Genomic DNA, 18,813 nt, shown 5'->3' on the forward strand with positions numbered 1-18,813 from the left:
GGGTTTTTTGTTCATATTGACTTTAGATGAAGTATTAAGCGTCAGTAGTGTCGTCAGACGATATTTTTGCTTCTAATTGCGCTACTTTTGCTTCTAATTCCACTAGCTTTTCGCGTGTCTTTAACAACACTTGTGTTTGCACATCAAACTCTTCTCGAGAGACCACGTCCAACTCAGATAATTTACGCTGAATTACCGTTTTGGTTTTATCTTCAAAGTCGTTAGCTAAATTCTTTAACCCTGGAGGAATCGCATCAGTAACTTGCTTTGCAATATCTTCAATTTTTTTCGCGTTGATCATGTTTTCACCTATTGAGGTTGTATATTGCTATTGTAATCTATTTAGCAGTTTTGCCAACGTTAAAAACACGCTAAAATCGCCACCTTTATTTAAAGTCATCAGTTTAAAGAAAACGCGGTATTTATGAGACTCAATCCCAGACAAGAAGAAGCAGTTAAATACGTTAGCGGCCCCTGCTTAGTATTAGCCGGCGCGGGTAGCGGAAAAACTGGGGTTATTTGTCAAAAAATTGCTTACCTCATCCAAAAATGTGACTACAGCGCACGTAATATTGCAGCGGTAACCTTCACCAATAAGGCCGCACGCGAAATGAAAGAGCGTGTTACCAAAATGCTTGGCCGCGACTTAACTCGCGGGTTAACTGTGTGTACCTTCCACTCGCTAGGCCTGGAAATAGTGCGTAGAGAACTAAAAACCCTTGGCTATAAACCGGGTTTTACTCTGTTCGATGACCAAGATACGTTATCATTGTTAAAAGAGCTCACCCAAGAAGAACTCGATGGCGATAAAGATTTGCTGAATAAATTACAAACCATGATTTCCAACTGGAAAAATGATTTGTTATTACCTGATGGCGCATTAAAGCAAGCGGTAGATGCAGATACTAAGCTCTATGCCGAGTTCTATCAGCGCTATCATCAGCACATGAAAGCTTTCAATGCTCTTGATTTTGATGATCTAATTCTAATCCCAACCTTGTTGTTAAAGAATTACGAAGAAGTTAGAGATCGCTGGCGCAATAAGATTCGCTACATGTTAGTAGATGAATATCAAGACACCAACACCAGTCAATACGAGTTAGTAAAACTTCTAACTGCAGGTCGTGGCAGACTCACTGTGGTTGGTGATGATGACCAATCTATCTATTCTTGGCGAGGTGCGAAGCCACAGAACTTAGTATTACTAGGTGAAGATTACCCAACGCTAAAGCTGATCAAACTTGAACAAAATTATCGCTCCAGTGGCCGAATATTAAAATGCGCCAATATACTCATTGCCAATAACCCGCATGTTTATGATAAGTCACTGTTTAGTGAACTAGATTACGGCGTAGAGCTTAGAGTGATTCAAAGTAAAAACGAAGAACATGAAGTAGAGCGAGTCGTGGGTGACTTAATTGGTCATCGCTTCTTAAATCGCAGTCACTACAAAGATTACGCCATTTTATACCGAGGTAACCACCAGTCTCGCTTACTCGAAAAGGCCTTAATGACTAACCGTATTCCATACAAAATTAGTGGTGGCACGTCATTCTTTTCACGCGCAGAAATCAAAGACGTTATGGCTTATTTGCGTATTTTGGTGAACCCAGACGATGACAATGCCTTTTTACGCATTGTCAATGTCCCGAAAAGGGAGCTGGGCCCTGCGACATTGGAAAAGCTAGGTACCTATGCCAACAAGCGTCAAATTAGTATGTTTGCCGCCAGCTTCGAGTATGGCCTTGAAGAACATTTAAAAGGTCGGGGATTAGAGAAAATGCAAGCCTTTACTCGCTGGCTTGTAGAAACAGGCGACAATGCAGAACGCGGTGATACTGCGGCGGTGCTGCGCTCGATGATCCGAGAAATTAACTACGAAGATTGGCTATACGATACCTCTGCTAGCGCCAAAGCAGCAGAAATGCGTATGAAAAACGTCACAGAGTTATTTAGTTGGGTAACGCAAATGCTAGAAGGCTCTGACGATGAAGAGCCAATGACGCTACCACAAGTGGTTACCCGACTGACCCTTAGAGATATGATGGAGCGTGGCGAAGAAGAAGAATTTGCTGACCAAGTGCAGTTAATGACGCTACATGCATCAAAAGGCCTCGAGTTTCCATACGTTTACCTTATAGGCATGGAAGAGGGCTTATTGCCTCATCAAACCAGTATAGATGAAGGTAATGTCGAAGAAGAAAGACGATTAGCTTACGTAGGTGTAACACGTGCTCAAAGGGAACTCACTTTTACCTATGCGAGAGAGCGTCGCCAGTTCGGTGAAATTGCGCGGACCGAAACCAGCCGATTTTTACACGAATTACCGCAAGATGATTTGAACTGGGAAAGTAAAGGCGCCACAAAAACGCAAGAACAAAAACAAGCCACAGCTAAGCAAGGCGTTGCTAGTCTACGAGATTTGCTTAAGAAAAAGGACTAAGTTATTGCTAGCATGATCTCATGCTAGCTTGCTTGTGCTTCAAGTTGTTCTAAGTGATAAAAAACTGCATCAGTAAACGCTAATAAGCCATTTAGGTTATTAGCACTCCATGCGCGTTTAATTTGCGCATCAAGGCTGCCAACATAACCCGTAAATTTACGGTAGCTACCCTTGTGATAGCCTTCAAATATTTGCTGAGTTATTTTGTGTAGTTGACCTTGCCCTTTAACAGTTTCACGATAAATCGTGCCGTAATTACTGACAAATGGCGTAAAAAGCTCAACAGGTCCAGTCTGACCATGTCTCTCTCTTACTAACTTAAAGCGATTTCTTAAATACTCTTCTTGTCTATTTGATGTAGTGTTAATGGCGTCGGCTAAAAGCTTATTCTCTTCTTTAGCTTGTCTTAATTCACGGGTGAGTTTAATCACTTGTTGGTGCATATTTTCCGCTTTGAAGTAAAAGTAAATACTTACTACAACAAAAAGAACAATAATGACTAAAGAAAAAATCATGAATATACCTATAACTGACTACTACTTTTTTCACCGCGAGTGGATTCGCTTAATCTAGACAAGAATATGTATGGGTCAATATCTTGCACTGTTGGTGCTTGGCAATCGTAACTGACTTTTAACGAAAACTCACCCAAATTTGCGAAAAATTGCACCTTAATAGCCTGCGCAATTTGCTCACAGCTTTGTTCTAAACGCGCAGGAGACTGATGAGGTGCTAATAACAAATATTCGCCATCGTTAATGATCCCTGCTTGTACATATTCATCAAATTGGCTGTTGATTAATGTCGCGATTACTGACTGCACTTCATTCACTACTTTCTTACTAAATTGAAAAGAAAGTTCATGCCAATTTTCTATGGCAAAATATCCAACCGCCAATGGGTATTCATAGTGGCGAGCCATTTTGAATTGTCTTTGATAAATACGTTTTGTCTGTGTAGCGCTTGCCAATATGTTTGCTGGAGGTTCAATTTCATCATAAACCCCATTCAATCTCTGAGCTCGAAGTCGAAACCCTAACCAACCACATAAAGCCACGGTCAATAGCAGCAGAGTAACAAGAACCGTTATGATTTTACTTTGCTGAACAAATTTCAATTGATATTGATGATCAAGTGTTGACTGGCTCGCTAACTGCAGAGAAAAATCTCGTCCCTTTTTTCTAGAGCCTTCGACAAATGACAATGATTCTGACTTTGCTGGCTGAAAATCATACTTCTGATTTAACTGTATAAAATTAAGATAATAATGTAACGCAAGCTCAAGTTTGTTTTGCTCTTGATACTTTTGAGCTAACAAAAACAGCAAATCTAGGTGTTGTTTACTTAGCTCTGTCATTTCCAATTGTTCTTCCGCTTGCGCTAAATAATTGTAAGCTCCATCTTTATCTCCTAGTTCATGGTGAACTTTGGCGAGATCTACAATACTCATCAAATAGGGCTGCGCTAAATTGTGCTGGCTTAGTGTTCTTTCTGCTTGCTGAAAAAAGGACTTTGCTTGTTGATATTTGCCTTTTTTAAACAGAACTTTTCCTAAGCCAGACTGAGCATAAGCGATAGGAATACTCGCATGCTTTTGTTCCGCGTAGTTTAACGCTTCTAAAAAGGCGCTATAGGCATCATCGAGCTGTTCAAGCTCCAAATACGAACGGGCTAAATGATAGTAGGTTTGGTCTAGATTGCTTAACCTAGCAAGTTCAAACCTAAGTTTAAGTACTTTCGTGTATAAATCGACGGCAGTAGCATTGTCGCCGATATAATATCGAGCACTGGCAAGTACATTTATCAGTTGGATATGATCTGAAAACTCTCGCGTTTCCCTTAATAACGCTTCAACTTTATCAATATCAGCCATCGCTTCTTGGTGTTGACCAGTTAAGCTGCTCGCCATGGCGCGATAACCTAACGACTTTATTAGCAACACTGCCGATTCACTTTTTCCGGCGATCTCCACTGCTTGTTGTGCAGTTTCTAGAGCTAGTTGGAATTTTCCCTGATAATAAAAACCAGCGGCTGCCTGCAACATTAAGCGCAATTTAATGTCGCTTTCTATATTGATAAGGGCAAGTCCATCCTGGGAAAACTGCATCGCTTGAGTAAGCTCGCCTTTGTTAGCGGCAGCATCAGATAACAATGTGAACATCTTCGCTAAAACATCCGCGCTAAAAAATTCTCGATGGGCAACAACCTGCTGTGCAGTATCTACTACCTCAATATTTTCTAAGGTTTCAGGGTCCATCGTGTACAAAGCTTCAATTTGACCAATTAATTGTTTAATTTTTTGTACATCAGGAATTTCCGCCACACTCTTGTAAGACACAAGAAATAAAAATAGAAATATCAATAGTATATGGCGCATCATTGAGGTTTTACTTCCTTGGTAAGAACTGAAAAAGGCATAACATATTCACGAAAACTTACCATATAAAGAAATTTTATGGTTTACAAGTTACTTTATCTGCTTATAATGAATTTGAGCTTCTAAAGCTCGATAAGGGCAAACCTGATGAAAATCAGGGACGCAAAGTTTCCGGTCTAAGGGGCGACCTATGGCAGCGGGACTACCGAATTTAGACATAGTGGGGGCTTGTCTTCTGAGGCGCTCCGCTGTTGTAGTATGGTTTTTAGCAGTAACTTTGCGTGCTTCCCTTGTCCTCGTTAATCTTATAAATAAATATCCCATAGAAACCCGCCGTTATGGCACATTTTCTATTCATATCAAAAAAAAGATCGAGGAATACTAATTAGTTACAATTAATCTGTAATTTTTCTAGCGCTTTACTTAATTTTGCTAGAGAATAGATTGAAAATAAAAATAATGAAGTCGTTCTGTATTAAGGGGAATTGGACATTGTGAAGTATCATGATTCCATCGACAAAGCCGAAAAACTATCGGCAATTGCATTACAGCAATTGCAAGTTTGGCACCTCCCTGCTTCTCCAATAAACTTCGCCGTAAGCTATGAATATGCTGTCGGTAAAAACATCCAGCTTATCGCTCAAATAAAACAACAACTCTCTCTCGGCAGAAAACTTGATAGCTTCTTTTTTACCGAGCTATACCAACTTTATGTATTAAATCAGAGTAGTTTTCGTGACGAGCTGGTGTCGGACCTTGATAAAGTCCTAGAGCACTCTCAACATCATGGTAAGCAATCAGCGAATTATGCGGACGGCTTAGTCAATAAGATAGACTCGAATTTAAGTGCTCTTAGATCTGAAGATAAAGCTCGTGTCAGTAATGCCGTAGATCAGATAGAAAAAGCTTCTCGTTCTTTTAAGCAAAAACAAAAACAGCTTGCAAAGCAACTTGCAGTGACGCAAAAGCAATCAAAGGCGCTACAAGAAGAGCTGACTAAAGTTCAAAATGAGATTTACCTAGATCCACTAACAGGTCTTTATAATCGCAAGGCACTCAACAAACATTTAGATGCGTGGACAAAAGACGATCCAAACAAACAAATCTCGGCGATTGTCGCGACCGTTGACCAAATGCCAATAGTTACGGAAAAATTCGGTCAGCTTCTTGGTGACGTATTATTGAGCAAAATCGCCAATAAAGTGGGTAGCTATGTTGATGGCAGTGGCTTACCTGTTAGATCAAGTCATGACGAATTTTTGATATTGCTACCTGAAGTAGAACGCGGCGTTGCTGTTGAAATCGCAGAAAAAATTCGACAAGGTGTTGAGAAGCTTCGTTTTGTTTCAAGTAAATCAGGCGTTCGCTTACCCAAAATGACCATTTCATTAGGTGTAAACGACTTTACGCTTGCACAAAATGTGGATGCAGTAATTAACTATACGCGCACCATGGTTACTGATTTACAGCGTGATAGTCAGAACCAAGTGGCTGTCGCCAACTAAACAACCCACAACGGCTTAATGGCCTTTTTGTTCTACTGCTTTTACCAACTCAGCAAATGTCTTTTCTGAAAAAACCTTTATGCCGTGTTCACTAAGCAATTGCGCTGTTACTCCCATTCCGGCGATTTTCACGCCAGCAAAGTCACCATTGTAAATAGTGGTACTGCCACATGAGGGGCTTGACTCCTTGAGCAAAGCATACTCAATATTTAAATTCTGGCAAATACGTAAAGCCTGCTCTGCACCTTTATTAAATGCTCGTGTAACATCAACGCCACAAATGGTAATAATACGCCCATCGGCTTGTTGTTCAGCAGGTGGTCTAGGAATGCCAAGCCCGCCAGCGACTTCGGGGCACAAAGACACTAACCAATCTCGTTTTCGCCAGAGCGCAAATGTCGTATCCATCATTTGTTGATGACCGCCATCGTAACGTACTTTTTCGCCGAGTAAACAGCCACTAACTAAGATTTTCATTACTTTATTTCGCTAACGTTTCACTAATGTAGAGGTTCAATTTAGGTAACTGTTCGAGTGCGTGTTGATCAGTACTACTAAACCATATCGATTGGCTATAATACTCAAATGACAACGTAAAATAAGCATTGTGCCAACTGCATTGATAACTTTCTCGGTCAGCGCCTAAGGTATGTTCACCTTTGTTAATCTCGTGAAATGTCGTAAAAATATAGTCAGCAAGTGCTTGTATATCTTCCTGAAACCATTCTCTAGAGTGTATCAGTAAAATGTTTTCTTCTACGATGCTACGACTTTCGATGGAAAAATTAACCTTCAATTGATCTAGACCCAATAAATACCGTATTTCTAAGACATATAATACAAAAAAAACAGACAGGTTATAGCTTTTTGCATATAATCGTTACAGGCTATATTAATTAATCAATTTATTTTAAGAGAGATGTCGATATGAAAAAAGTTACATTCGCCATTGCTGCTATGATAATGACTTCGTCAGCGTTCGCTGCTGGTGATGCAGAAAAGGGCAAAGCAAAAGCAGCGACATGTGCAGCATGTCACGGTGCTAATGGTGTTTCAGCTATTCCAATGTATCCAAACCTTGCAGGTCAAAAAGAAGCTTACTTACTTAAGCAATTAAAAGACTTCAAATCTGGCGCTCGTAAAGATCCAGTAATGTCAGGTATGGCAATGCCTTTATCTGAGCAAGATATGGCTGATTTATCTGCATTCTATGCAGGCTTAAAATAAGCACATCTCTTATTAAAAAACGCTCCTGTAGGAGCGTTTTTTGTTTGTATCACTATTGCTGTTCGGCAATTAACTCGATAAAAGCTTTTCCGTAGCGCTCTAATTTGGTTGCACCTATCCCATTAATATTCAACATTTCCCTAGCCGTTGTTGGTTTAAAGCGTGCTAGCTCAGATAAAGTCGCATCATTAAAAACAATATAAGGTGGAATATCTTCTTGATCAGCGATTTGTTTTCTTAATTCTCTTAGCTTACTAAACAATGCGCGATCATATTGACCACTTGACTTGTCTCGACGCCAGTAACTGGCTTTTTGCAACCTTGGTGTTGCTAGCATTAATTCGCTTTTACCCGTTAAAACAGCATGCGCGGCTTGGGTGAGCTTTAAATTACTCTTTTGACTAATATCTTGCTGTAAATAGCCTAAATGCACCAACTGGCGAATGATATCGTGCCAATAGCCTGGCGTTTTATCTTTACCTAAAGCGAAAGTCGATAACGTATCATGTTTTTGTTGCTTTATTTTATCTGAACTTACCCCCCTAAGTACGTCGACAACATATTGCGCAGGGGCATTTTGTTCTACACGATAAACGCAAGATAGCACCATCTGAGCGACTTTTAGACCGTCAAATTGACTGGGAGGATCTAAGCAGATATCACAGTTGCCGCAAGTCTTATCGGTAAATTCAGCAAAATAATTTAAAACAAGCTTACGGCGACAGGTTTGTGCTTCAATAAAATCGGCAACCGATTGAAAACGCTGACTTTCAACTTCTCGTTTATGTTCATTCTCGTTTTCTTCAATTCGCTTTTGTATACGCTGTACGTCTTTATCGTCATGTAGATATAGCGCCTCAGCCTCAAGACCGTCTCGCCCAGCTCGACCAATTTCCTGATAATAGGATTCTAACGTTCTAGGAGGCTCATAGTGCACCACAAATCGTACATTAAGCTTATTGATACCTAGACCAAAGGCAACGGTTGCAACAACAACTTGAATGTTATCTTTGGCAAAATTCTCTTGTACGTGATTGCGGATCTCCAACTCTAGGCCCGCGTGATACGCTGCACAATTAATGCCTTTTTCACCTAACGACTTACTCAGTTTTTCAACTTGCCAGCGACTGCTGCAATAAACAATTCCACTGTCAGTACCACGTTTTTGAATGTATCGCGCTAACTGTGCTGTTCCCTGATACTTTTCAGCCATAGTTAAACGAATATTCGGGCGATCGAAGCTGTCTAAATGGATATAAGGGTCATTTAGCGCAAGCTGCTGCAACATATCTTGTCGCGTAGTTACATCAGCCGTTGCGGTTAAGGCCATAACAGGTACATGAGGAAAGTACTGTTTAATCACATTGAGTCGAGTATAAGCAGGTCTAAAATCGTGACCCCATTGAGATATACAATGAGCTTCGTCAATCGCAAACAACTTTATATCAAGCCCACGAAGCCCCTCTAAAAAGTAGTGATTGGTTAAACGCTCTGGCGCAACATAAAGAAGTTTAATATTACCACTCGCTAATCGCTGAAAAACTTCATGGATTTGCTGCTGTGATAGTGACGAGTTAACAAAGGCCGCAGGGATACCTTGCCGCGTTAATCCATCCACTTGATCTTTCATCAAAGCAATTAGCGGTGAAACAACAATAGTAATACCTTCAAGAATAGCGGCGGGCAATTGATAACACAAAGACTTACCGCCACCCGTAGGCATCAAGACTAAACTATCTCTTCCATTTAATGCACTTTCAATAACCTTCTCTTGGCCAGTTCTAAAGGACTGGTAGCCAAAGTATTGATTTAATTGCGCTAATAGATGTTGCGGTGAAGAAGAAGACAATATGACAGCAAACTCAAATGAAATAGGCGTGCATTTTACCGCAATGGCCACAGAAAAATAACTTTTTCTTTTAATGTGTGGTCATTATCTAAAGTCAGCTAATCATGCTAACATGCGCCCTTTCTCGCTAACCATCAAAAGCCATGATACAAGAACAACGCAAGGGCGCTGCGAATGCTTTTGCCGCTTATTTTATGTGGGGTATAGCCCCCGTATATTTTAAACTCGTCGATTTTGCCAGCGCGAGTGAAATCATGGTTCACCGTATTATTTGGTCTTGTCTTTTTCTTGGCTTGATCATAGTCGTTTCTAAAAAGTGGAAAACCTTTGTTGCCATAGTGGCAGATAAAAAATTAGTGGCTCGTCTTGCTCTTAGCGCCTGCTTCTTAGCGTTTAATTGGTTTATGTTTATTTGGGCTGTTAATAATGATCTTCTGTTGGATGCAAGCTTAGGTTATTACATTAACCCTTTGTTTACCGTAGCTTTAGCCATGATTTTCTTAGGAGAAAGATTAAGGAAGTGGCAACAGCTGGCGGTATTGCTCGCATTAGTAGGCGTTGCGGTTCAAGTAATAGCATTAGGTAAGCTGCCTATCGTCTCGCTGGCACTTGCAGGCTCTTTTGCCATTTATGGTTTATTGCGTAAACAAGTTTCAATCGATTCTTTGTGTGCGCTGCTTGTTGAGTCTTTACTGATGCTGCCTGTTGCCCTTTATTTTTGGGTTTTTCATTTACAAACCGATACTAGCAACCTGTTGAACAACACGATAAATACTAACGTGTTACTTATGTTTGCAGGTATCGTGACTACAGCACCTTTACTTTGCTTCACTGCTGCCACTAAACGCTTAAACTTAGCGACATTAGGCTTTTTTCAATACATAGGTCCAACATTTATGTTTTTCTTGGCAACATGGGCCTATAACGAAGATATTGTCATAGAAAAGCTGATCACTTTCGCTTTTATTTGGACTGCACTCATGCTCTATAGCTGGGACTCTTATCGATATCACCAACACAGCAAAGCAAAAGGTTAATATTAAGACTTGTTATCGATGGCGTAAGGCAAGGTTAAGGTGAATTTTGCACCTTGGTTTGGCTGGCTATCGATAGCAATATCACCCTGAAGCTTCTGACTGATAATGTTAAACACGATATTCATGCCTAAACCAGTACCGCCACTGTTTCGCTTTGTGGTGAAGAATGGTTCAAAAATATTTCGCAACACCTCTTGCTCCATTCCTATACCATCGTCAGAGTAAACGATTTCAACATTTAGCGGGTGCTTATGCACTTCGATGGAAATGAGGCCCTTATCTTTGCCTTCAAAGCCATGTCTAAGGGAGTTGGTCACTAAGTTGGTAATGACTTGCGCTAGAGCGCCAGGAATCGTTGAGATTTCAATGTCGGTATCGCCTAGATACTGGTAAGTCACTTTATGGCGTTTTAACTCTGCCGATAAAGTACGCATAATTTCATTGATATAGTTAGTTAAGTTTATATCGCGCTCTTCACCTACCACCTGATCAGCGGCAACCTGCTTAAAGTTATTAAGCAATTCTATGACGCGTTCAAGCGAGGACATATTTAAATCTGCTGCTTGCTCAATCGCGGTAAAGTATCTCGACATGCCAGACTTGGTTAAATTATTCGTCTCAAAATTGTTTTTGATTTCTTTAGTGCTTTCCAGCGCAGAACTCGTGGCTGTTACTGCAATACCCAACGGGGTATTAATTTCGTGTGCAACACCTGCGGTTAGTTTTCCAAGCGAGGCTAGTTTCTCTGACTGCACCAATTGATCTTGCATGCTTTTCAAGTTGGTCAGCGTTTTACTCAGCTTACGCGTAGTGCGCTTGTTCTTTACAAACAACCAAATAAGTAAAATCGCAAAGAAGACGACGACAGCAACCCCGATGGCTAACACCATAAGATAAAACTGTTGTTGTTTAATTAACTCAGAACGCTCTTCCAGCTCCACATTTTTTTGGTCAAGCTGTAAGCCTTGTTGGTCAATTTGTGCTTTTTGATTGTCAATAACATCTCGGTTATAGGCAATACGTTCTTCCATATCCATATTTTCTCGTTCTTTAGCAGCAACCGATTGCTGCTGCTGGACGAAGTCTTCTTTTGCTTTCGCAAGTTGAGCAATGGTGTCTGATAGTTGTTGCTCTTTTACCTCGATGGCTTGTTTTTGGCGATCGATATCTTTCTTTAATGCTAACAACTCTACTTGTCGTTGTTCTGCGACACGCTGGCGCTCTGATAACTGGTTATTTAGTCGCTGCAAACTAGCTGAGGTTTCTTTTAATAGCCTGTCTTGCTCTCGCAAATCTTTATTTAACTCTGCCTCACGTTTACGCATTTTTTGCATCGCCAGCTCTGTTTCACGATAAAGCTCTGCCACTTCGATCTCTGTACCACCAAGTAACAAGAGTTCTTTTGACATCGTGATGCCTTCATAAACGATATTAGACTTGTTAACTTCAAACATGATGGCTGAAGAGGCCTGATTCAAAAACAAATTAAGCATAATGTTATGCTTATCAACACTATTAAAAGTCACTAATAACGTATTGGTTTTGCGCAAGTCTGACGCAATCAGTGCGATATCTTGTTCTTGATTAACAGAAACAAATACCATATCAGCTTGCTTAGCTTGAGCGGTCGTTTGAACTGAGATTACGGTGATAGGTTTATTTTTTACGCGTCTTTGGGAAAGCTCTTTGCTGACGATATTAAAAAAGGCTTCATCTTGATATATCCCAATTGTGTAAACATCTTTATTAGCTTCGTTTGCAAAAGAAACATGCTTTAAAAAATTATATAAGTAAGCCGTTTTAACTTGCTCGCTATTGAGTTGTTGTGCATGAGAGAGCGAACCAAACATAACAGCAAAAAGCATAGTTAAAACAATGTACGTGATTTTTAGGCGTTTTATCGTCTCCATACACTTGCTAACTCATTGAATTAATATTCGATTACTTTACGTTTTTTTTTCAAAGAAATCACCTGTAAATTTGACCTTAGATCTCCCATAGTTTAGTCTGAAATCATATGTTAAACGTGGTTCTCAATAAATGCCTTTTAAGTCTGTAGCATTTAGTCTCCTGATATTGTTATTCTCTTTGCGGAGCTTTGCTACTGAACCCCTTGATAATTATGAAGTATCAGGGGACGATTTTCTTAACTTTTCTTTACAGCAACTTATTGACACTAAAGTAACCGTCGCATCTTTATCTGAAGAAACCGTCGCAGAAACGCCTGTCCCTGTTTCCGTGATTACAGAGCAGATGATCCAGCAAAGTGGCGCCGATACGCTCAAAGACTTACTACTAACTTACGTTCCTGGCTTTACCAATATCGAAGACCAAAATGAAGTTAATATCGCCGCAAGAGGCATATTTACCTCTGCTCAGCAAAAAATACTGATCTTGATCAACGGCCACAGATTAAATGGTCGCAGTTATTCAATGGCTGCTCCTGATCATAGTATTTCCCTAGATAAAGTTGCACAAATCGAAGTGCTAAGAGGGCCAGCTTCCGCCCTATATGGAAATGTATCTTTAACGGCAACGATAAATATCATTCTAAAAAAGCCAGAAGAATTAACGGGTGACAAAGTAAAGTTAACTTTAGGCAACTATGGCCAAAAGGGCGGTTCTATAGTCTCTAGCTGGCAATCTGATAACCACCAAGTGTTATTTTGGGCAAATACTTTTTCTGCAGATGGCGAAGTACACAGCTTTGCACCAGAAGACGTTTATGCTGCGGTACCTCAAACAAAAAATAGCGCCATTATTTCAGGAATTAAAGACAAGTCTCCTTATGATGTGGGCTTCAATTGGCAATCGCCTTGGGGCGAGCTTTTTGTCAATGCACGCAGAGCCCATTATATTGAACCATTTTCTGCCGCAGGATTAAGTGGTGAACCCTACCCCTATGAAAGATTCGATAAAATAGAAGGCTGGGGGCCTGGATTTGGTCATCAATCCACCCATGTCAATTTCAAGGTCAACGGTAAGCTAGCGGATTGGAAGACAGAGTTTAGAACCTATTTTGATACCAACCAAGTGAAAACAGCCGTTGTAATCGATCCAAATGCACCTACATACGGTGGTCCTTCTTGGAAAGATTTGTCTTATGGTTTATTTGCCACAATGGAACAACAACAATGGGGGGGCGATTTACTATTAGGCTCACAACTGGAATATTACAAAGTCTATAAAGACAGATTTCCGATTGGTATAAATAGTTATGAGATTAATACCTTTGATAACAACATGCTGCCAAACGGGTCAGAAAGTCAAACATCATTGTTTGCACAATACAAACGAGTATTGACCGATAAATGGCATACTAATATTGGTATCAGATATGATCACAAAAACCGAAAAGCAACTGACAATGTTGACCAGATTAGCCCTAGGCTTGGTTTAATTTACACCAATAAAAACCTCAATATAAAATTAAGCTACTCACAAGCATTCGTAGATGCGACGTATTGGAATCGCTTTTCCAACCTAGCTTCTTTCAAAGGGGCAGATAACTTAAAGCCAGAGCACTTTGCGTCATGGCAGTTATCGCCAACGTGGGTATTTCCTGAGCACAATATCCAAGTCACTAGCAACTTTTTTTACGACATTTCAGATGATGTTATTTTTCGCGATAACTACGCCACTGAAAATAATTATAGTAATGCGGGAAGATTAACGTCTTTTGGTTTGGAACAAGAATTTAGCTACTTAACACCGGAATTAAATATTCGTTTTAATGCTACATACCGTCAATCAGACAGTAGTGAGAAAATAGGTGTCCATAAAGGGAATATTAGTAATGTGCCTAAGTGGACGGCCAATTTCATTGCCGACAAATCATTATCAGAAGCCTTTAACTTACATCTTGCAATTCGCTACATTGGCAAGCAATTTTCACCAATCGTCATTCAACAAGATGGTCAAAAAGTAACAGACCCGTTTCCTAATGAAGGCGTTAATTATCAAGATCCTTATCACTATGTAGGACAGGGATGGCTAGTGAATACCAACCTAAGATATAAGCATAACGATACCATGTCGTTAAATTTAAGAATTGATAACTTGTTTGACAGCGCGCTAGAGCAAGGCGGCAGCACGTTACACCCTTACCCACAAACTGGGCGCTGGTTTCAGGTATCAGCAGAGTTTACCTTTTAACTCAGTACCTTATTTTTTGGCTAGCGTTTACTCGGCTATAGTTTACTCAACGACAGTTATTTGGTTTCGCCCATTTTCTTTAGATTGATATAGTGCTGCATCAGCTTGATTTAGCTGGGCTTCTAGTTTTTCCGCACTATTAAAGAGTACACCGATACTAACCGTGAAGTTTATCTGGTGTTGTTCATACTTGAGCTGATTGACTGATAACTCTCTTCTGAAATCGTCTAGTCGAGCATATATTTGATCGTTATCTATACCAGGTAACAACACAGCAAACTCTTCGCCACCAAAACGTGCTAACAACGCATTCGGTAGGTGTTTGCGCATATAGGCCGCTAGTACTTTTAGAATGTAGTCACCTGCGTCGTGACCGTAATCGTCATTAATTTTCTTAAAGAAATCAATGTCAATCATCGCTAGGCCATAAGAAACACCGTTCTTAGCATAGGTTAGAATACACTGTTGCGCGTCAGCAAAAAATGCACGCCTATTTGGTAATTCCGTTAAATAATCTGTGTTCGCAGCTTTTTGAATTTGCTCAATATTGCTCAAGTTTTCAATATTTTGCATCATTCGACAGTAAAACTCTTCCGGGCAGAAAGGTTTATGTAGAAAATCATCCGCACCGTTTTTAATAAATCGAGCTGATAACATAGGGTTGGCAGCACCAGAAATGCCCATAATCGTCATTTTATCGCGGCTAAAGGTTTTACGTATCTCGTTAGTTAACTCGATACCGTCCATGCCAGGCATTTCCATATCGGTAATCACAAGTTTAATGTCTTCATGTTTACGCAATATTTCTAATGCAGCTTCGCCAGTATCTGCCACATATAATGTAAAGTTACGACGCTTTAGAAGTTCTACAATATGATTTCGTGCTGACCGAGAGTCGTCAACAACTAGTACACCAGTGCCACTGTTTGCCTGTTGCCAATACAAGATGCGTTTCAAATACATAAAGGCTTGGCTATTTTCTTTAGGAATATAATCGATAACAGGCTGAGCTAGAATCTGAGCGCGTGTCTTTTCATCCATTTTACCTGTCATGACAACGCCCGGAATGCCATGAGACAATACAGTTTCAATTGCCTCACCATTTTCAGCGTCGGGGAGCGCATAATCTATCGTTGCAGCAAAAAATTTAGTACCTCCTTGCAAGATACTTTCAACTTCCGCTAAGCTCGCTGCGATTGAAACCTCATAGCCCAAAGCTTTGCCAATTTGCTTAATAACACTAGCAATGGCTTTGCTATCTTCAACCACTAACAACTTTTTTGTCATATACGCTCTCTAAAAATTACAACGCCTTTAAATTAGCATAGGCGACTACCAGCCATTTGCTACCTGCTTCAGCAAAATTTACCTGAATTCTGCTTTGCGCACCATTTCCTTCGTAATTAAGGACTACACCCTCACCAAATTTTTGATGAAATACAGATTGTCCCAACTTAAATCCTGAATCTTCAAAAGTATCTAAGGTAATCGTATTGGCAAACCTTCCAGTCGACGCTGGCCTAGACACTTGATTTTGCATGCGAATTTCTTCAACACATTCTTCAGGTAGTTCTCGCAAAAAGCGGCTTGCCGGATGGTACTTTTCTTGTCCATACAAACGACGGCTTTCTGCTCTACATAAATACAGCTTTTCCATTGCTCGCGTCATACCAACATAGCACAAGCGACGCTCTTCTTCTAAACGACCGACTTCTTCCATCGATTGCTGTGACGGAAACATACCTTCTTCAAGGCCAGCTATAAATACTAGCTTAAACTCTAAACCTTTTGCTGAGTGCATTGTCATTAATTGCACAGCACTCTCATACTCATCAGCTTGGCTTTCGCCAGACTCTAGCGCTGCATGAGTTAAAAACGCGGTAAGTTTTGTCTGCTCTTCTTCAAGTTCAGGCTCTTGCTCAAATGTCTGACACGCAGTGACAAGTTCATTTAAGTTTTCGATTCGCGCCTCTGCACGCTCTCCCTTCTCTGCCTGATACATTGCCTTCAAGCCACTTTGTTTTATCACAAAATTAGCTTGTTGGTCTAAATCTAGATTACCTGAGTCATCTTCAAGCTGGTCTATTAAATCGACAAATTGTTGAATAACTTTAGCACTTCTGCCTTTTAATTCACCATCTTTCAATAATTTATGACACGTTTGCCATAATGTCAGCTGTAAACTGCGCGCTGCATCTCTTACCAAGGATAAGGTTGTATTACCAATACCCCTTGCTGGTGTATTCACAATACGCTCAAAAGCTGCATCATCATCACGATTATTGATAATACGCAAATAAGCCAACGCATCTTTAATTTCTTGGCGTTCGAAGAATCGCAAGCCACCATAAATACGATAGGGTATTTGTGTTTGTAATAACGCTTCTTCCAATAGACGCGATTGTGCGTTGCTACGATACAAAATCGCTACATCGTCTAAATCGCCATTATCTTTGCGCCATTGTTCAATACGGTTCGCTATATAACGTGCTTCGTCTATTTCATTAAACGCTGTATATATAGAGATTTTCTCGCCGGGTTCATCTTCAGTCCATAAGTCTTTACCCAAACGATTATTGTTATTGCCAATCAGTTTATTCGCTGCTTTAAGAATATTACCTGTAGAGCGATAGTTTTGTTCTAAGCGAATCGTTTGTGCATTCGGAAAGTCATCGAGAAAACGTTGTATGTTTTCGATTTTGGCGCCACGCCAGCCGTAAATAGATTGGTCATCATCACCGACTATCATGACATGGCTGCGCTCTTTACCCAGCATATTCAGCCAAGCATATTGGATAGCGTTGGTATCTTGGAATTCATCGACTAATACATGAGAAAAGCGTTGCTGATAATGCTCGAGTAATATTGGGTGATTCAACCACAGTTCATGCGCACGTAATAAAAGCTCTGCAAAATCAACTAAGCCAGCTAAATCGCAAGCGTCTTGATACGCTTGATAAACCTGAACAAAAGTTTGCTCTGTTGGATCAAACTGCGTATCAATATGATGAGGTCTTAAACCTTCGTCTTTTTTGCCGTTGATATACCACTGTAGTTGTTTTGCCGGCCAACGCTTCTCATCTAAATTCAACGAGCGAATCACACGCTTAACTAAGCGCAGTTGATCATCTGAATCTAACACCTGAAAACTTTGCGGTAGCTTAGCTTCTTGAAAGTGCATGCGCAGTAATCTATGGGCTAAGCCATGGAATGTACCAATCCACATACCGTGCACATTGCCACCAACGATTTGTTCGACACGGCTGCGCATTTCTGCGGCTGCTTTATTGGTAAAAGTTACCGCTAAGATACTATGAGGTGACACGCCTTCAACTTGCATTAACCAAGCAATTCTCTGCACCAACACACGTGTTTTACCACTACCAGCTCCCGCCAGTACTAGCATATTCTGAACAGGTGCCGCTACCGCTTCACGCTGTTTATCGTTTAACGAGTCCAGTAATTCGGACACATCCATAACTAAAAGTCTCTTTTTACAGTAAACGCGCCAAGGCGGTTACTTCATCTAATTCTACTGTTGGTAATACGCTAATTGGTCGACCAACATCATAAGTTGACACCCAAGCACTTTGACAGCCAAACCGAATAGCACCGATAATATCGTTTGCGCCACAATCACCAACATGCAATAGCTCATGAGGGACGATGTTTAACTGCTGACAAGCTTTAGCAAACATCTCTGGATCTGGTTTTTGTTTGCCATCAGGGCCGGCATGTAAAATCACAGAAAAGTATTTATCTAAACCAATCGCTTTAGTATCGACGTTACCATTTGAAATCGCCAATAATGGCCACTTTTCCGCAAGCTTGGTCAGTAAGTCATGTACTGCGCTAGGTACAGAAAAGTCACTACGAACCTTAACAAAATAAGCCAATGCTTGAGTCGCAAACTGCTTCGCTTGCTTTTCTTCCATGCCCAAAAATCTAGCACCTAAAAAGTAACTGTGCTCTCTTAGTGCACCGACATCATGCACTAGCACAGGCTTTGCTTCGAGTGCTTGCTGACGAAAAGCAAACCAAAAGTGATAATCGTAAGGCGCATGTTGAGCTGGCAACAGTTCAGCGAAATAAGCCTCCATTTTAGCGTCAGTAATAAGCATGACTGGCGCGTTATGATACAAGGTATCATCGAGATCAAAGCTAATCGCTTTAATCGGCTTTAATTGACGAAAGAATCTTAATTTCATTGCACCACAGTG

General features: G+C 40.5%; 15 protein-coding genes and 1 riboswitch. Of the genes, 5 read left to right on the top strand and 10 right to left on the bottom strand.

Going from position 1 to position 18,813, the window contains the following annotated elements:
• Window positions 1-34 precede the first annotated feature (34 nt).
• The gene (gene ubiK, locus ACOB80_RS10160) at window positions 35-301 is read right to left on the bottom strand and encodes a ubiquinone biosynthesis accessory factor UbiK (RefSeq protein WP_473165706.1); all 267 of its coding nucleotides are present in this window, start codon (window positions 299-301) and stop codon (window positions 35-37) included.
• A gap of 123 nt (window positions 302-424) precedes the next feature.
• Here ubiK and rep point away from each other — a divergent pair, with 123 nt between their 5' ends.
• Entirely contained in the window at window positions 425-2,443 is a 2,019-nt protein-coding gene (rep, locus tag ACOB80_RS10165) for a DNA helicase Rep (RefSeq protein ID WP_473165707.1), read from the top strand.
• A gap of 23 nt (window positions 2,444-2,466) precedes the next feature.
• Here the strand turns inward: rep and ACOB80_RS10170 are convergent, their stop codons facing one another.
• Together ACOB80_RS10170 and ACOB80_RS10175 are read right to left on the bottom strand one after the other, a co-directional pair.
• Entirely contained in the window at window positions 2,467-2,958 is a 492-nt protein-coding gene (locus ACOB80_RS10170) for a hypothetical protein (protein WP_473165708.1), read from the bottom strand.
• An 8-nt stretch (window positions 2,959-2,966) separates the two neighbouring features.
• Window positions 2,967-4,823, bottom strand: a complete 1,857-nt coding sequence (locus tag ACOB80_RS10175) for a tetratricopeptide repeat protein (protein ID WP_473165709.1) — start codon at window positions 4,821-4,823, stop codon at window positions 2,967-2,969.
• 124 nt (window positions 4,824-4,947) lie between these two features.
• Window positions 4,948-5,030, top strand: a riboswitch (cyclic di-GMP riboswitch).
• Between the two features lie 284 nt (window positions 5,031-5,314).
• Between ACOB80_RS10175 and ACOB80_RS10180 the strand changes: the two genes are divergently transcribed.
• Entirely contained in the window at window positions 5,315-6,325 is a 1,011-nt protein-coding gene (locus tag ACOB80_RS10180; protein WP_473165710.1) for a GGDEF domain-containing protein, read from the top strand.
• 15 nt (window positions 6,326-6,340) lie between these two features.
• Here ACOB80_RS10180 and ACOB80_RS10185 read toward each other — a convergent pair whose 3' ends face one another.
• On the bottom strand, window positions 6,341-6,802 hold the full coding sequence (locus tag ACOB80_RS10185) for a 2-thiouracil desulfurase family protein (RefSeq protein ID WP_473165711.1): 462 nt from the start codon (window positions 6,800-6,802) through the stop codon (window positions 6,341-6,343).
• Window positions 6,803-6,806: 4 nt separating this feature from the next.
• Window positions 6,807-7,121, bottom strand: coding sequence for a DUF3630 family protein (locus ACOB80_RS10190; RefSeq protein ID WP_473165712.1), 315 nt, complete (start codon window positions 7,119-7,121; stop codon window positions 6,807-6,809).
• A 131-nt stretch (window positions 7,122-7,252) separates the two neighbouring features.
• Here ACOB80_RS10190 and ACOB80_RS10195 point away from each other — a divergent pair, with 131 nt between their 5' ends.
• A complete protein-coding gene (locus ACOB80_RS10195; protein WP_473165713.1) occupies window positions 7,253-7,552 on the top strand; it encodes a c-type cytochrome in 300 nt (99 codons plus the stop codon).
• Between the two features lie 52 nt (window positions 7,553-7,604).
• On the opposite strand, the gene recQ is transcribed toward ACOB80_RS10195, so the two are convergent.
• Window positions 7,605-9,401, bottom strand: coding sequence for a DNA helicase RecQ (recQ, locus tag ACOB80_RS10200; RefSeq protein ID WP_473165879.1), 1,797 nt, complete (start codon window positions 9,399-9,401; stop codon window positions 7,605-7,607).
• A gap of 143 nt (window positions 9,402-9,544) precedes the next feature.
• Between recQ and rarD the strand changes: the two genes are divergently transcribed.
• On the top strand, window positions 9,545-10,438 hold the full coding sequence (gene rarD / locus ACOB80_RS10205) for an EamA family transporter RarD (RefSeq protein WP_473165714.1): 894 nt from the start codon (window positions 9,545-9,547) through the stop codon (window positions 10,436-10,438).
• A 2-nt stretch (window positions 10,439-10,440) separates the two neighbouring features.
• On the opposite strand, the gene ACOB80_RS10210 is transcribed toward rarD, so the two are convergent.
• On the bottom strand, window positions 10,441-12,348 hold the full coding sequence (locus tag ACOB80_RS10210; RefSeq protein ID WP_473165715.1) for a YfiR/HmsC family protein: 1,908 nt from the start codon (window positions 12,346-12,348) through the stop codon (window positions 10,441-10,443).
• 130 nt (window positions 12,349-12,478) lie between these two features.
• Here ACOB80_RS10210 and ACOB80_RS10215 point away from each other — a divergent pair, with 130 nt between their 5' ends.
• Window positions 12,479-14,593, top strand: coding sequence for a TonB-dependent receptor plug domain-containing protein (locus tag ACOB80_RS10215; protein WP_473165716.1), 2,115 nt, complete (start codon window positions 12,479-12,481; stop codon window positions 14,591-14,593).
• A gap of 42 nt (window positions 14,594-14,635) precedes the next feature.
• Here the strand turns inward: ACOB80_RS10215 and ACOB80_RS10220 are convergent, their stop codons facing one another.
• Genes ACOB80_RS10220 through ACOB80_RS10230 form a run of 3 tightly spaced genes read right to left on the bottom strand, consistent with a single transcriptional unit; the run spans window position 14,636 to window position 18,801 of the window.
• Window positions 14,636-15,880, bottom strand: a complete 1,245-nt coding sequence (locus tag ACOB80_RS10220; RefSeq protein ID WP_473165717.1) for a diguanylate cyclase — start codon at window positions 15,878-15,880, stop codon at window positions 14,636-14,638.
• Between the two features lie 16 nt (window positions 15,881-15,896).
• Entirely contained in the window at window positions 15,897-18,071 is a 2,175-nt protein-coding gene (uvrD, locus tag ACOB80_RS10225) for a DNA helicase II (protein WP_473165718.1), read from the bottom strand.
• Window positions 18,072-18,087: 16 nt separating this feature from the next.
• Complete coding sequence (locus ACOB80_RS10230; RefSeq protein ID WP_473165719.1) at window positions 18,088-18,801, bottom strand: HAD-IA family hydrolase; 714 nt, start codon at window positions 18,799-18,801, stop codon at window positions 18,088-18,090.
• Window positions 18,802-18,813 lie beyond the last annotated feature (12 nt).

Source organism: Thalassotalea coralli, from assembly GCF_055786205.1.